At 47.5% G+C, this 16,034-nt stretch carries 14 protein-coding genes; 12 read left to right on the forward strand and 2 right to left on the reverse strand.

Features of this window, described 5'->3' with window-relative positions; all coding sequences use genetic code 11:
- The first annotated feature begins 30 nt into the window (after positions 1-30).
- The 7 genes from GK108_RS16875 to GK108_RS16905 are packed head-to-tail and all read left to right on the forward strand — an operon-like array spanning position 31 to position 6,058.
- Positions 31-1,239 (forward strand): trans-sulfuration enzyme family protein, encoded by a 1,209-nt coding sequence (locus GK108_RS16875; protein ID WP_163950962.1) that lies wholly within the window; start codon positions 31-33, stop codon positions 1,237-1,239.
- A 17-nt stretch (positions 1,240-1,256) separates the two neighbouring features.
- On the forward strand, positions 1,257-2,369 hold the full coding sequence (locus tag GK108_RS16880) for a Gfo/Idh/MocA family protein (RefSeq protein WP_163950965.1): 1,113 nt from the start codon (positions 1,257-1,259) through the stop codon (positions 2,367-2,369).
- A complete protein-coding gene (locus tag GK108_RS16885; RefSeq protein WP_163950967.1) occupies positions 2,366-3,100 on the forward strand; it encodes a phosphoadenylyl-sulfate reductase in 735 nt (244 codons plus the stop codon). Before GK108_RS16880 ends, GK108_RS16885 begins: the two co-directional genes overlap by 4 nt.
- A 60-nt stretch (positions 3,101-3,160) precedes the next feature.
- Positions 3,161-4,063, forward strand: coding sequence for a sulfate adenylyltransferase subunit CysD (gene cysD, locus GK108_RS16890; RefSeq protein ID WP_163950970.1), 903 nt, complete (start codon positions 3,161-3,163; stop codon positions 4,061-4,063).
- 12 nt (positions 4,064-4,075) lie between these two features.
- Positions 4,076-4,366: a nucleotidyltransferase family protein gene (locus GK108_RS16895; protein ID WP_163950973.1), complete on the forward strand. Its 291-nt coding sequence runs from the start codon at positions 4,076-4,078 to the stop codon at positions 4,364-4,366.
- Positions 4,350-4,793 (forward strand): HepT-like ribonuclease domain-containing protein, encoded by a 444-nt coding sequence (locus GK108_RS16900; RefSeq protein WP_163950976.1) that lies wholly within the window; start codon positions 4,350-4,352, stop codon positions 4,791-4,793. Before GK108_RS16895 ends, GK108_RS16900 begins: the two co-directional genes overlap by 17 nt.
- Entirely contained in the window at positions 4,793-6,058 is a 1,266-nt protein-coding gene (locus tag GK108_RS16905; RefSeq protein ID WP_163950979.1) for a sulfate adenylyltransferase subunit 1, read from the forward strand. The genes GK108_RS16900 and GK108_RS16905 overlap by 1 nt, the downstream gene beginning before the upstream one ends.
- 153 nt (positions 6,059-6,211) lie before the next feature.
- On the opposite strand, the gene GK108_RS16910 is transcribed toward GK108_RS16905, so the two are convergent.
- Positions 6,212-8,569, reverse strand: a complete 2,358-nt coding sequence (locus GK108_RS16910; protein WP_163950982.1) for a BACON domain-containing protein — start codon at positions 8,567-8,569, stop codon at positions 6,212-6,214.
- Positions 8,570-8,928: 359 nt separating this feature from the next.
- On the opposite strand from GK108_RS16910, the gene GK108_RS16915 reads away from it, so the two are divergent.
- From GK108_RS16915 to GK108_RS16935, 5 genes are all read left to right on the forward strand, one after another.
- Entirely contained in the window at positions 8,929-11,073 is a 2,145-nt protein-coding gene (locus GK108_RS16915) for a nitrite/sulfite reductase (protein WP_163950985.1), read from the forward strand.
- A gap of 74 nt (positions 11,074-11,147) precedes the next feature.
- Complete coding sequence (cobA, locus tag GK108_RS16920) at positions 11,148-11,900, forward strand: uroporphyrinogen-III C-methyltransferase (RefSeq protein WP_163950989.1); 753 nt, start codon at positions 11,148-11,150, stop codon at positions 11,898-11,900.
- 200 nt (positions 11,901-12,100) lie between these two features.
- On the forward strand, positions 12,101-12,982 hold the full coding sequence (locus GK108_RS16925; protein WP_163950992.1) for an oxidoreductase: 882 nt from the start codon (positions 12,101-12,103) through the stop codon (positions 12,980-12,982).
- 1 nt (position 12,983) lies between these two features.
- Positions 12,984-13,823: an SDR family oxidoreductase gene (locus GK108_RS16930; protein ID WP_163950995.1), complete on the forward strand. Its 840-nt coding sequence runs from the start codon at positions 12,984-12,986 to the stop codon at positions 13,821-13,823.
- Between the two features lie 68 nt (positions 13,824-13,891).
- The gene (locus tag GK108_RS16935; RefSeq protein ID WP_163950998.1) at positions 13,892-14,698 is read left to right on the forward strand and encodes a helix-turn-helix domain-containing protein; all 807 of its coding nucleotides are present in this window, start codon (positions 13,892-13,894) and stop codon (positions 14,696-14,698) included.
- Positions 14,699-14,768: 70 nt separating this feature from the next.
- Here GK108_RS16935 and GK108_RS16940 read toward each other — a convergent pair whose 3' ends face one another.
- On the reverse strand, positions 14,769-15,932 hold the full coding sequence (locus tag GK108_RS16940; RefSeq protein WP_163951001.1) for a cysteine desulfurase family protein: 1,164 nt from the start codon (positions 15,930-15,932) through the stop codon (positions 14,769-14,771).
- Between the last annotated feature and the right edge of the window lie 102 nt (positions 15,933-16,034).

Here is a 16,034-nt window from a genome sequence, read left to right on the forward strand (position 1 = left end):
GAAATCCTGTAAATCCTGTCAAATAAGTCTATGAAAAAACAAACCAAAGCCATCCGTACCCAGGCGAAGAAATCGCAAAATCGCGAGCATTCGGTACCGCTTTATCTGACCTCCAGTTTTGCTTTTGACAGTGCAGAACAGGGGAAAGCCTTGTTCGATGAAACAGAGGAAGGAAATATCTACTCCCGTTTCTCGAACCCCAACGTAACCGAGTTTGTCGACAAGGTGTGTATGTTGGAAAACGCTGAAGAAGGTATTGCAACAGGAACAGGAATGGCGGCCGTGTTTGCCAGCATGGCAGGTTTATTAAAATCAGGCGATCATATTGTGGCGTGTCGGGCATTGTTTGGTTCTGCGCACCAGATTATTACCCAGATTCTGAGCAAATGGGGCATCACGCACACCTACGTTGATGCTACTGCGACCGAGGCCGACTGGGAGGCCGCCATTCAACCCAACAACGGAAAGCCAGCCGCCCGGATGGTATATCTGGAAACGCCGTCGAATCCTGGCTTGGAATTGGTTGATCTGGAGATGCTTGGTCGACTGAAGCAAAAGTATGAGTTCATTCTGAGCGTCGACAACTGCTTCGCGACACCCATTCTACAAACACCAATTGATTACGGTGCTGACCTGTCGATCCATTCAGCAACGAAACTCATGGATGGTCAGGGACGCGTGCTAGGCGGTATTGTCGTGGGTCGAGCTGATCTAATGCAGCCGATTCGTTTTTTTGCCCGGCATACAGGGCCATCCTTATCGCCTTTCAATGCCTGGGTACTATCGAAAAGTCTGGAAACGCTGGAGTTACGGGTAGAACGTCATTGCAGCAATGCCATGAAATTAGCCGAAGCACTTGACGCGCATCCCGACGTAGCGAAAACGTTATATCCATTTCTTCCGTCTCACCCCCAATACGAACTGGCCAAACGCCAGATGAAAGCAGGTGGTTCGATCATAACCATCGAGCTGGAAGGTGGCTTTGAACGGGTAAAAGCTTTTTTTGATGCGTTGACGATCCCTACCCTGTCATCAAACCTGGGCGATTCACGTACCATCGTAACCAACCCGAACACGACTACTCACGCTAAATTGAAGCCGGACGAAAAAGCAGCACTGGGTATTACGCCCGGCCTGATCCGGATTTCGGTTGGTCTGGAAGCGGTTGAGGATCTGATCGCCGATTTCACGCAGGCAGTAGAAAAGTCGGCTGAAGTGGTTAAGGAGAAAGTAGCTTAACTAATTCTTAAGTAACGATGATACGTATCGCCTTTTCAATCACCCTCCTTCTTGTTATACAAATGGCTTTCGGGCAAACTACCTCAAAGCCGCTTCGGGTGGGTGTGGTTGGATTGGTGCATTCACACGTACATGGTATCCTGAATAAGACTTTCAAACAGACGGGTCAGAGCGATATTCAGATCGTTGGTATTGCCGAACCGAACCGTGAACTCGCCGAACGTTTCGCGAAACAGTATGGCTACAGCATGAGTCTGGTTTATCCGACGATTGCCGAGATGCTTGACAAAACCAAGCCCGAAGCCGTAACCGACTTTGGGCAAATTGTTGACCATAAAAAAACGGTTGAAGCCTGTGCTCCGCGCGGTATTCACGTCATGGTGGAGAAGCCACTGGCAACCAGTTTCGCAGATGCAAAGCAAATGGAAGCCCTAGCTCGTAAACACAATATTCAGGTGTTAACGAACTACGAAACAACCTGGTACGGTAGCAACCATAAAGCATACGCTATTGCGAATACCGAAAAATCGATTGGCGATTTGCGTAAAATTGTGGTACACGACGGCCATGAGGGACCCAAAGAGATTGGCGTCAATAAGGAGTTTCTGGATTGGCTAACCGATCCGGCCACGAATGGTGCGGGTGCTTTGTTTGATTTTGGCTGTTACGGTGCAAACCTCTCCACGTGGCTGATGCACAACCAACGCCCTGTGTCGGTAATGGCCGTAACGCAGCAGATTAAACCAGACATTTACCCGAAAGTTGACGACGAAGCGACCATTATTGTTACGTATCCCAAAACGCAGACCATTATTCAGGCATCCTGGAACTGGCCATTTGCCCGAAAAGACATGGAAGTATATGGGCAGACGGGGTACGTACATACCGTGGATGGTAAGCGGATGCGAGTTCGCCTGAAGAACGATAAGCAGGAATGGACAACCGAAGCCGTTCAGGCCGATGCACCTGCTGGTGACCCATTTGCCTATCTGGCGAAACTCATTCGCGGAGAAACTAAACCCGACGAATTAACGTCATTAGAGAATAACATGATCGTCATGGAAATTCTGGATGCTGCCCGCCAGTCGGCTAAAACTGGTAAAGCAGTTGCATTAAAACAGAAGTTATGATCGCTGAACCATCCTCCTATACGCTCGAAAGTTTGTCTGAGCGTTTACACGGCCTGAGCAACATCGATGCGCTACGCACATTGGCCGAATTATTTCCTGGTGAGGTTATTTTCTCAACCAGCCTGGGTTACGAAGATCAGGTCATTACCGACCTGATTCTGGCCAACGACATTCCCATCAAGATTTTTACGCTTGATACCGGACGAATGTTTTCCGAAACGTATTCGGTATGGAAAAAAACGAATGATCGGTATAACACGAAGATCGAAACCTATTTTCCGAAAGCCGACGCGGTCGAAAATCTGATGACGACCAAAGGGCCCTATAGCTTTTACGATTCGGTCGAAAACCGGAAGGAGTGCTGCGGTATTCGTAAAGTTGAACCTCTGAACCGGGCGCTGAAAGGCAATAAAATATGGATCACCGGTATCCGGGCGGAGCAATCTGCCAACCGGCAAGGAATGACTCAGCTCGAATGGGACGAATCGCACAATCTATTCAAATTCCATCCACTCATGGACTGGACGTTTGAGCAGGTGAAGCAATATATTAAAGACAATCACGTCCCTTATAATCCACTCCACGACCGCGGCTTTGTTAGCATCGGCTGTCAGCCCTGCACCCGTGCCATTCAGGAAGGCGAAGATTTCCGGGCCGGTCGTTGGTGGTGGGAAGACAACTCGAAGAAAGAATGCGGCCTGCACACGCACGAAGAGGCATTTAAACCATAAGTATGAAATAGTGATTATTGACGCGTCTTTTTTCACTTTTTCACTCGTTCACTTTTTACAATGAAACTCGATTATTTAGATCAGCTCGAATCCGAAGCCATTCACATTCTGCGTGAGGTAGCCGGTCAGTTTGAACGGCCAGCCCTGCTTTTTTCTGGTGGCAAAGATTCCATTACGCTGGTCCATCTGGCACTGAAAGCCTTCCGGCCCGGAAAATTCCCTTTTCCGCTGGTTCACATCGATACGGGCCACAATTTCCAGGAAGCCCTTGATTTTCGCGATAATCTGGCCGAACGTATCGGTGAAAAGCTAATCGTTCGCTACGTTGAAGATACCATTCGGGAGAAGAAACTAAAAGAGCCAACCGGACGTAACGCTACTCGGAATGGCCTGCAAACCTTCACATTACTCGACACAATCGAAGAGTTCGAATTCGATGCCTGCATAGGCGGTGCCCGTCGCGACGAAGAAAAAGCCCGCGCTAAAGAACGCGTGTTCTCCGTTCGTGATGAATTCGGCTCCTGGGACCCCAAGCGGCAGCGTCCCGAACTATGGAATTTATATAACGGTCGTATTCACAAAGGCGAGAATGTTCGCGTGTTTCCGATTTCCAACTGGACCGAGCTGGATGTATGGAATTATATCCGTCGCGAAAAAATTGAGCTTCCGAGCATTTACTTTGCCCACGAGCGTGAATTGTTGCTTCGCGACGGCAAATTGATGGCTACAGCTGGTGGCGTCATCAAGCCTGAGTCGGATGACCAGATCGTGACCCGGCGCGTACGTTTCCGCACCGTTGGCGACATTTCCTGCACGGCTGCTTCTGAATCTCAGGCCGATACGCTTGATGCAGTTATCGATGAGATTCAGGCAACGCGCATTTCCGAGCGGGGCGAAACACGGATGGACGATCAGTTGAGCGAAGCAGCTATGGAAGACCGCAAAAAGGGCGGTTATTTTTAAAACGACAAAGGTATGGTTGTCAATAATTTTCAGTCTTTCCAGACTTATCTTCAGCAGGAGAAGATATTTGATCAGTTCGGCATCAATCGAATTGGCGTCTTTGGCTCCTTTGCTCGCGGAGAATCGTATAGGGATATCGACCTGCTAATTGACGAAACCATTCCTTATCAGCAACTTATAGCACTCCGCGAAAAAATCCAGGACGATTTAAACATACCAGTTGATGTAATGATCCAACAGTATGCAGAACCAATTATTCTGCACCGTGCCTTGAAGGATATGAAATATGCAGTCAAGGCATAAAACGGATCTTGTTTATTGCTTACGAATCCTGGAAGCCATCGGCAAAATCAACGTCTATGCATCTGGATTCAGCGATCCTTTTGTTTTCTTTGAAGCTAATGATCAGCGAGATTTCAATGCTAGCCTTTTGCAATTACTTCATATAGGTGAACAGGTTAATCGCCTAAGCGATATGACAAAAGAACGGTATCAACAGATTCCCTGGACTAAAATCAGAGCATTTCGCAATATAGTTGCTCATGATTACGTCGGCGTCGACAAATTAATTGTTTTTCAGACTATTGTTATTCAGTTACCTCAACTGAAACAAGCAATACAAGACATAATTCGTACAGAAATCGACCAGAACGGTTTTGATGAAGCTGAATACCAACTATCAAAGGTTAGCGAATTCTATCGTCACATCGACTTCAATCAGATTAGATAATGGACCTCTTACGTTTTATAACAGCCGGATCAGTTGATGACGGCAAAAGTACGCTTATCGGGCGGCTTCTTTACGACTCAAAATCTATTCTGGCCGATCAGCTCGAAGCAATCGAACGGGCCAGTAAAAGCCGGGATGATGGCGAAATTGACCTTGCTCTCTTAACCGATGGACTCCGTTCGGAACGGGAACAGGGCATTACAATCGACGTAGCGTATCGCTATTTCCAGACTCCTAAGCGTAAGTTTATTATTGTCGATGCGCCGGGTCATATTCAGTATACCCGTAACATGGTTACCGGTGCTTCGAACTGTCAACTGGCTATTGTCCTGATCGACGCCCGGCACGGCGTTGTTGAGCAGACCCGCCGACATTCGTTAATTGCGTCGTTGCTGGGCATTCCACACATCGTTGTGGCCGTTAATAAGATGGATCTCGCAGACTATTCGCAGGATGTCTTCTCGGATATATGCATCCAGTACGCTGAGCTGGCCAAGAAGCTGAATGTACATCAGGTATCATACATTCCGCTGAGTGCTCTCAATGGCGACAACGTAGTAGATCGGTCGGAAGCGATGCCGTGGTATGAAGGCCCTACACTCCTGGAACATCTGGAAACAGTGGCTATCGACGACGATGTGAACGGCGTAACGGAAGACCATCATCCTGCCCGGTTCCCGGTTCAATACGTTATCCGCCCACAGACAGCCGAGTTACACGATTATCGTGGTTATGCGGGTAAAGTCACCAGTGGTACGTTCCGCAAAGGCGATGCGATTACCGTATTCCCCTCAGGCGAAACATCGACCATTGATGCGATTGAAATTGCCGAAAAACAATTAGAAGAAGCAGCTTCGCCTATGTCGGTGGTGCTGCATCTGGCCAACGACATCGATATCAGCCGTGGCGATCTGATTGTCCGCTCCAATAATACACCAACCAGCACCCAGAACGTAGAAGCTATGCTTTGCTGGATGGATATTAAGGAGTTCAAAGTCGGTAATAAATACGTACTACAAAACGGTACGTTCCGCACACGCTGCTCTGTCCGCAATATCGCTTATCAGCTAAACGTCAATACCTATGAAGAGACAGAAGATGTTGATAGTCTCAAACTAAATGACTTAGCGAAGATCGTACTACGTACCGCTCAGCCCGTTAGCTTTGATCCGTATCAGAAAAACCGGGCAAATGGTGGTGCAATTCTGATCGATGAAACATCGAACGTTACTGTCGGTGCTTTAATGCTGATAGGTGAAGCATAAGGTTTTTATTGGCGAGTAACTCCGTTGATATTCGATTGCTCTGTCAAACAGAACAACCCCAATAATAGGATCAAAGTCATAAATGGTTTGGGCAGGATTCTAGCTAGAATCCTGCCCAAACCATTTATGATGATTTAGTATCTTTCAACTAGTTCATGGCACTTTTACAAAACGCCTGATTACTGCCTGATTTTGACTTTTTGCCTCCACAAAATAGCTCCCGGCAGTTAAGTGCCCAACATCAATGACAACGGTCTTTTTTTCAGTTACCTGTCTGACAGCCACTCGGCCCAACATATCATACATCACGATTTCATAGCCGACGGGGATTCCTTCCACTCGAAGTTCGTTGCTTACCGGATTGGGATAAAGCTGAATCAGATTAGTAATCGGATCTTCTAAGGCGGTAATGATTGCCCCCTGCTGTTGTACAACAATCTGTCGCTGCACCCCTCCCCCTGAAACAACCAACGTAGCGCTACGTATCTGAGCTGCTGTATTGGCAGTTGCCGCTATCACAATTTTCAGGCTACCTGATCCCGCAGAAGGCGTTATAGTTAACCAGGATTGAGTTCCGCTTACGGTCCAGTCGGTGTTTGATGTAATATCAACCGAAGCCGTCTGGCGCCCGTCGGCTGTCAGCATTAGGTCCGTAGCAGAAACAGTTAACGATAGCGTAGCACCGGCTTGCGTAATCACAAGGGTTTTGCTGGTAACTCCACTAGCCAGAAAAGTTAGTATTGCCGTTCTCGACGTAACAGATGCATTAGGCGACACCGTAACAGCTACCGTCTGATTACCTGTCCCTAACGATTTATCGACAGTCAGCCACGGTTGCGAACTAGTAACCGACCAACTTGTATTCGACGTTACGTTTACCGATAATGAGTTTACAGACGTAGCATCTACGGTTAATGCCGTTACCGAAACACCGAGTGTAGGCTGCGCACCAGCTTGGTTTACTGTAATAATCTGATTGATAAAACTGGGCGAAGAAACGGCAACCGTAGCAGATCTGGATGATAACGATTGATTATCAGAAGCAGTCAACGTAATAACACGATTACCAGTACCCATTCCAGCATCAAGCGTCAACCAGGGCTGTGAGCTAACCGCTGTCCAACTGCTGGTTGATGTCACTGTCACCGATATGGGCGCGGCAGAAACGGCATTTACTGTTATCTGATTTGCTGACAGGCTCAGCAGATCTGGATTCAGATAAGCAAAATCCTCGTCGCTAATCGGGAAATTGAGCGCCCGAAAATCGGCCCGCAGGTCTTTTTGAAAAGCATGCGAAAGCGCAGCCACCATCAACGTAGCCCGGAAAGCATCGGCGGTTGGGTTGTTGGTATACTGATTATAGCGTTTTTGCCAATCTGCATTGAAGCGTTGCAAAAAGGCCATCAGTCGTTTGGTTGGTAATCGATAACCCAGATTCTGCTGTTCGGCATATTCGCAGAACTTATAGGCAATGGTCATAAATGTGGGTAAAGCTTCGTCGCCCGACGTAGCCGGATCATTCCAGGAAAAAAATCGTTTTCCATCAGCTACGTACTGTTGATGAAATCGTTTTAATACCCCAAAGGAACTTACAAAGCTTTTTTGCAGGCTAAAAACAATTTCTGCGTCAAATCCATATGATCCGGCTCTGTTTACTAACTCATATCCTGCTGCATGCTGAAAAATCTGGGCTAATGTCTCACTAAAAATAGCATTGGCATTCCCGTCAATTTTTCCTCCATAAATAAATTGAGCTGGTGTGTTCAGTGTGATATTGTGGCCCATTTCGTGAGCCATGGAAGAAAAATCTGTGTTACTAATCAATGCGTCACCGGCCCCAAAGGCAACAGGGTCCGTAAACCAGAGCGAATAACCTCCTCCGGCATTAGCATCCCGCAAAACAAACTGTTCAAATTTCCCATCGAACTGATACGTATTATTATTGACGAAATCATACTCAACAGTGCCTATAACGCTTAGTATGTACTCCAGATCAGATCGGGAAAAGCGGCCCGTAAAAAAATCATCCGTGAAAGCCGATAAAGTAGACGGTGGCGAATAATGATGAGCCGAAAGTTTTAGGGGACTACTAGGTATGTAAACCCGAAGCTTTGGATCAATGGCGATTGGCGTTATAACGGGTTTGGTAAAGCCTACTAATACGTCTACTGTATCCCGTTTATTATCAGGATAATTGGCAACTACTTTGGCCAAATAATTACTTTTCGTAGTTGCATAGGTGTGGGTCTGAGGGAAGAAGCCGTTCGTCGACGTGTTATCTCCCCAAATAAATGTAAATGGCGTAGTTGGCTGTTGCGAGTCTCCTCCACTAATCGTCACCTGGCCCGTCGTCAAATCAACCTTGTCGGTATACGCCATAAGTGTCGTAAGCTGGCCGCTGATTGATTTCTTATAATTAAAAGTTTCCGTTTGTCCCTGGGCGGCTGCAACTCCGAACAGAAAGTAAACAACATACAAACAGACCGACGTGCTGACGTTGACGATTTTCATAATAAAAGGGTGTGGATAGTAGTGCTTCACTGCAACTGATAGTGAACAGATGTACGAGTATCTTAGCACACCAAGTAGTCAAATGTGTCTCAAAATTCCAAACTACATATATGTAAGTCAATCCCCCAAACGGGGGGGGTTCTGCCTGGCAATTTCTCGGCAGTTATAGGGCAAGTTATGAATCCGCATGTACTTTCATAACTTGCAGTTATAGACCATAAGCAAAAGTTGGCCTTCATCCGAACTCATCAGGCCTAAATTTCCTTTATCATTGTACTTGGAATTGTCAGTTACGCCGGAATTCATCGGCGTTTTTGTTTAAACAAAGTAGACTATTAAATCTATAGACAATAGTAGTTATGTCTGTTCAACTTACCGATAACGTTAGTCAGGCCGCCCGTCGAGACATTCTGGATCTGGAGAAAAAAATCAGTTCATTCCAGTCCGGCAACATTGCCGATGAGGCATTTCGAAAATTTCGTCTAACACGGGGTGTGTATGGTCAGCGTCAGCCGGGAGTACAGATGATCCGGATTAAACTCCCACATGGACGTATCACGGCTGATCAGTTAACCCGAATTGCTGATTTGTCTGACAAATACGCTACGGGCAATCTACATGCTACTACCCGGCAGGATATTCAGCTCCACTTTGTTAAGTTAGCCGATTCCCCTCAGCTATGGGCAGACCTGGAAGATGCAGGCATTACGTTGAAAGAAGCTTGCGGGAACACGGTACGTAACGTAACAGGTTCGGCTCGGGCCGGTGTTGATCCAGAAGAACCATTCGATATTACTCCCTACGCCTACTCCATTTTTGACTATTTCCTGCGCAATCCAATTTGCCAGGATATGGGTCGGAAATTTAAAATTTCCGTTTCGTCGAGTGAGAAGGATTCCGCTTACGGCTACATGCACGATGTAGGTTTGATTCCTCGCGTTCGGGACGGCAAACGCGGCTTTAAGGTATTAGTGGGCGGTGGTCTAGGAGCCCAGCCTTTCCCTGCTCAAACGGCTAGTGAATTTATAGAAGAAGAACGTATCATTCCATTCATCGAGGGTGTTATTCGGGTGTTCGACCGTTACGGCGAACGCCAGAAACGGCACAAAGCCCGGATGAAGTATTTGTTGAATGATATTGGTCTGGAGGAGTTACTCCGCCGGGTAGAAGAAGAAACGCCTGCTCTTCGCGTAAAAGAATACAACATCGAAACGGTATCCTACGACGTTGCTGACCAGTATCCAGCTCGTCCCGAAGCCAGTAACGCTACGCTGGAGAGCGAAAACACCAAACTCAACCGCTGGTTTAAAACCAACGTTTTTGAGCAAAGGCAGGCTGGTTGGTATGCTGTTCAGCTCCGGGTATTGCTCGGCGATATGCATTCCGATACGGCCCGCGCGCTGGCTCAGCTGGTTAAACAATACGCAGCCGACGATATTCGGGTGACGGTCAATCAGGGTTATCTGCTACGTTACGTTCGTCCGGAAAATCTCGTCGCCCTTTTCGAAGCGCTTGACGCTTTAGGATTAGCCGAGCCCGGTTTCGACACAACGGCCGACATTACCACCTGCCCCGGTACGGATACGTGTAATCTGGCCATTTCGAGCAGCTACGGCATTACCCGCGCGCTGGAAACCATGATGCACGACGAGTTCCCGGATCTGGTTTTTAACGACGATATCAAGATCAAGATTTCGGGCTGCATGAATGGCTGCGGCCAGCACTCCGTTGCCAATATTGGTTACCACGGTTCGTCGCTTAAGAATGGGGCTTACGTGTTGCCAGCGTTGCAGGTATTATTGGGAGGTGGCTTTAATGGTAAAGGCGAAGGTCTGATTGCCGATAAAGTCATCAAAATTCCGAGCAAACGCGGCCCTGATTCATTACGTTATTTGTTACGCGATTACGAAGCGAATGGCTTCGATGGAGAATATTATAGCGACTACTACGCTCGGCAGGGTAAAAACTATTTTTATCAGTTATTAAAGCCGCTGGCTGATCTTAAATCATTAGTAGACAGCGATTATATTGACTGGGATCATACCGAACAGTACGTTACGGAAGTTGGTATTGGCGAATGCGCCAGCGTCTTGATCGATCTGGTAGCCACTACGTTAACGGAAGCCAGCGAAAAACTGGGCTGGTCGCGGGAAGCATTCACAGACGGTCGTTGGTCAGACGCGATCTACCATGCTTATAACGTGTTCATTACGGGAGCCAGAGCAGCGTTAATGAGTCGCGATATTCCTACCAACACCCAGCATGGTATTGTGAGCGATTTCGATAAGAACTTCGCAGGCGAGCCTGATTTCCACCAGGCAGAAGGCGATTTCAAAGCCTCGGTTTTTGGTATTAATAAACAGGAGCCGTCGGAATTATTCGCGCGTCAGTTTATTGCACAGGCCGAAGCCTTTCTGCAAGCGGTTCAGGCGTATCGCGAAACGCAAATTGCTCAGGAAGGAATGCCTGAGTTACAGGAACTAACGCAAGCCCAAGACAGCTAGAAAGTTATGTATGAAGTATGGTGTAAATAAAACAACATATACCATAGTTCATACTTCCCTTATTGCACATTCGAATGAAACTAACTCTCGTGGGAGCCGGTCCTGGTGACCCTGATTTAATAACAGTTAAGGGAATTAAAGCGCTTAAACAGGCTGATGTAGTCATGTATGACGCGCTCGTTCACCCAGATCTACTTGATTATTGCCGCCCTGATGCGCTAAAAGTATACGTTGGCAAACGACGCGGTGCGTACTCCTGCGTACAAGAGGAAATTAACCCGTTGATTGTTCATTACGCTCAGCAGTACGGTCATGTTGTCCGGCTTAAAGGGGGAGATTCGTTTGTATTTGGCCGTGGTTATGAAGAAGTAGAATTTGCGCGTGAACAGGGTATTGAAACCGCTGTTATTCCTGGCTTATCCAGCAGTTACGCGGTTCCGGCTGCGGCTGGCATTCCACTGACGACTCGGGGCATTTCAGAAAGTTTCTGGGTTGTAACGGGAACAACAAAAGCGGGTCAACTGTCGAGCGATCTTGGTTTAGCGGCCCAATCGTCAGCAACCGTAGTGATCCTGATGGGCATGCATAAACTAGCCGACATCATGGCTGTTTTTTCAGAATGCGGCAAAGCCGAAACGCCCGTAGCCATTATTCAGAACGGTACGCTCCCAGACCAGCAACTGGTCACTGGCCATGTGTCGGATATCGTTACTAGAACGGAAGAGGCCGGCGTTGGCAATCCGGCTATCATTGTCGTTGGTGAAGTTGCGAAACTGGCGCCTTCTGACATCGTTACGTTGACCAATCAGGTACAATCAAGTCTTTAGGACGTACCGGATTATATTTCCCTCCCGAATAGAACACTATTAATTTCTCAAAAAAGCAACCAGACTAAAAAACCTGGTTGCTTTTTTATTGCCTATCGACCAGTCAGATTGTGAGCGTTTCAACAAAGCACCTTTGAGCGTTTCAACAAAGCCGACCGCTTAAAAAGAGCTGAACTTTGTCAAAAATAAAAACGAAGACAATGACAAAAGTTTGGTTTATTACAGGAAGTTCGCGCGGTCTTGGCCGCAGTCTTACAGAAGCAGTATTGGCTAATGGTGATAACGTAGTGGCAACGGCTCGTAATCCAGAGCAGTTGAAGGAGTTGGCTGAACTATACCCAGATCAGTTGTATCCATTACAGCTAGACGTAACCAAGAAGGATCAAATTAACGTAGCTGTTGAACAAACCATCAACCGTTTTGGCTGGATTGACGTGCTGGTCAACAATGCCGGATTTGGTATCATTGGCGCAGCGGAAGCCTTTAGCGATGAGCAGGTACGTAGCCAGCTAGACACCAACCTATACGCTCCTATCGAAATCACCCGCGCAGTGCTGCCCCATATGCGCAAACAACGGTCGGGGCGGATTCTCCAGATCAGCTCGATTGGCGGTCGGGTTGGCAATCCCGGTTTAACGATGTATCAGGCGGCTAAATTTGGCTTAGGCGGATTTACCGAAGCGCTCGCTAAAGAAGTGGCGCAACTAGGCATCTATGTTACGTCGGTAGAGCCAGGCGGCTTCCGTACCGATTGGGCTGGCGATTCAATGACCTACGCGCCATACGTAGACGGATACGAACAAACCGTAAATCAGCGGGCCGATTTCTTTAAAGGCGGAACATACATTCCAGTAGGTGATCCTGTTAAAGCAGCCAGCGCCATGGTCAGTCTGGCCAATCATCCCGAACCACCCGTACATCTCGTGCTGGGCAGCGAAGCCGTTGCCATTCTAAAACAGGCCGACTCAGTACGTCAGGCCGAATTAGAAAAATGGCTGCCCGTTAGTCTGTCCACAGATCACAACGAAGCAACCAATTTTCTGGACACGGAAATCGGTAAATCATTCATCACCAGCAAATAGTATGAATAAAACCATATTAATAACCGGATCATCATCGGGTATCGGTAAAGCCGCAGCCCTCAAGTTTGCCAGAGAAGGCTGGAACGTAATAGCTACCATGCGTAGCCCCGAACTCGAACAGCAACTCACGGCGCTTCCTAATGTATTTGTAACCCAACTGGATGTCCAAAACTCCGCATCCATTCAGAAAGCAGTTCAGGATGGACTAGACCGTTTTGGCCAGATCGATGCTGTTATCAATAATGCGGGCTATGGACAGAATGGCATTTTTGAAGCCATAACTCCCGAACAAATTCAGAAGCAGTTCGAGGTGAATGTATTTGGCGTCATGAACGTAACGCGGGCTCTGCTTCCGCATTTTCGACAACGTAAAGCTGGCTTGATCCTCAATATCAGCTCAGGAGCTGGTCGGTTCACGTTACCTATGCTTTCGCTGTACTGTGCGTCGAAGTTTGCGCTGGAAGGTTTCTCCGAAGCGCTTTCCTATGAGCTTTCTTCGCAGAATATCGTCGTAAAAATTATCGAGCCAGGTGGCACCGAAACCAATTTCAGCAACGTAACACGCGAAGAGTTTGCTCATAACGACACCTTAACCGATTACGATGCTTTTGTCGACGCTGCCAATACCATGTTCGCGGGCATGATTGCTGCCCGGCTTGTTACAGCCGACGACGTAGCCGACGCTATATACGAGGCAGCCACCGACGGAACAAACACGCTACGGTACGCCATTGGCAACGATGATTTCAAAAAGCGTATTCTCGCCAGACAACAAATGCCCGATCAGGAGTACATCCAGTTCATTAAGCAGGGGTATACCCGATTTATGGCCGTGAATTGATCTAATTCACCCTCAGCATGGTTATCATTGATGATAACCATGCTGAGTAGCTTGCTACGTTCTGCCTTATGACACTACAGGAAGACACCAAAAATTTGCCTCCAATTACGTATTCATGCTATTTTGCCAGGAGCCGAGAAGGCGAGCAGTTTGTCAAGGAACATGTATTCAGCTATCAGATTTCGGGTTCACTTATCATGAATGACGGCGATAAGGTTTTGAGCAGCCATCCGGGCGACTTTCGATTGACCAGAAGAGCCCACCTGCTTAAATTCCTGAAGATGCCGCCCGAAGGAGGTGAGTTTAAATCGTTGTCGATTTATCTCGATCAGGAGACGCTACGGAAGTTTAGTCTTGATTATGGTTTTACCGCCGATAACTACCAGCCTACTGATGCCGTCATCGCCTTAAAACCGGATTCACTGTTTAAAAGCTTTATGGATTCGTTGCAGCCTTATCAGCAACTGACGCAGCCGGGCAACGAAAAGCTACTGGCTTTGAAACAGCAAGAGGCCATTTTCCTGTTGCTGAAGGTAAATCCTGACCTAAAAAACGTCTTGTTCGATTTTGCCGATCCGGGTAAGATTGATCTGGAAGCGTTTATGAACAGGAATTTTCACTTTAACGTGGAACTGAAACGATTTGCCTACCTGACCGGCCGAAGTCTGGCTACATTTAAGCGGGATTTTGAGCGAATATTCCATAACTCTCCCAGCCGCTGGTTGCAGCAAAGAAGGCTTCAGGAAGCACATTATTTGATTAAGGAACAGCGAAAAGCTCCCTCGGATGTGTATCTGGAATTAGGATTTGAAGACCTGTCGCACTTCTCGTTTGCTTTTAAGAAAATGTATGGCATCGCTCCGTCAAAACTGTAACTTGTTAAAAAACTAATTGGGGCCGACTGAGCAGTCGGCCCCGATTGGTTTTGTGCGATCAAACTAATGTCTAACTCGCCAGTTCTTTCTGATATAGGCCTACCAACGTATCAACTGCATAGTCGATCTCGGCTTCGGTGTTGTATTTGCCAAACGAAAAACGAACATAACCGCGTTCGGGATCAAGGCTGGGCAAAGCACCCAGTACGTGCGAACCCACATTTGAACCGCTTGAACAGGCCGAACCACCCGATGCTGAAATCCGGGCAATATCGAGGCTAAACAGCAGCATATCGCTTATATCCGAGGCAGGCAGGCTCACATTCAGAACCGTATACAGGCTATTATCAATATTTCCCGAATCGCCATTAAAGCGAACATCCGGCATTTTTTCGACCAACCGCTCAATCATTCGACGTTTGAGCGACGTAATGTGCTGCTTATGAGCCTCCATATCACGATAAGCGATTTCCAGGGCTTTGGCTAAACCGACGATGCCGTATACATTTTCGGTGCCTCCACGCATGTTACGTTCCTGCGCTCCTCCGTGAACAAACGGGTGAATTTTCACTCGCTCAGCATTGACATACAGAAAACCGACTCCTTTAGGCCCATGAAATTTGTGGCCCGCCCCAACAATAAAATCGACGGGCAATTGCTGGAGATTGTGCCGAAAATGCCCCATTGTCTGCACGGTATCAGAATGAAAAATAGCGTCGTGTACCCGACAGATTTCGCCTACCCGATTCAGGTCGAGTAAATTGCCAATCTCATTATTGCCATGCATCAGCGACACCAGTGAACGTGGGTTCGTTTGTAACAAACTTTCCAGATGAGCCAGATCGATATGCCCTTTTTCGTCGATATTCACCAGACTTAACGTAATGGCGCCCTGTTTCGCCAGATGCTCAAGTGTGTGTAGCACGGCATGATGTTCGAGTGGCGACGTAATGGCGTGCGTTAGCCCATAGGTTTTAATGCTGCTCTGAATGGCGGTGTTATCGGCTTCGGTTCCTCCTGATGTAAAGAAGATTTCAGCGGGTGACGTATTCAGTAATCCGGCAACCAGTTTACGTGCTTTTTCGATGGCAGTACGTACGGTACGGCCGTGGCTATGAATGGAAGATGGATTGCCAAAATGCTCAGTCATCAGCGGAAGCATAGCATCAAGCACTTCAGGGTCGAGCCGGGTCGTAGCGGCATTATCCAGGTATACAGCAGCGGTAGGAGTCATTGTCTGTTGATTGTGTTGGCAGCGATCAATCTGGCAAAGGTACGGCGAAGCCAGGTAATGATGAAACACAATTGGCGATTCTGTCGTTCTGCCCTCACCACC

Origin of the sequence: Spirosoma terrae (genome assembly GCF_010435915.1) — a bacterium.
Classification (GTDB): Bacteria; Bacteroidota; Bacteroidia; order Cytophagales; family Spirosomataceae; genus Spirosoma; species Spirosoma terrae.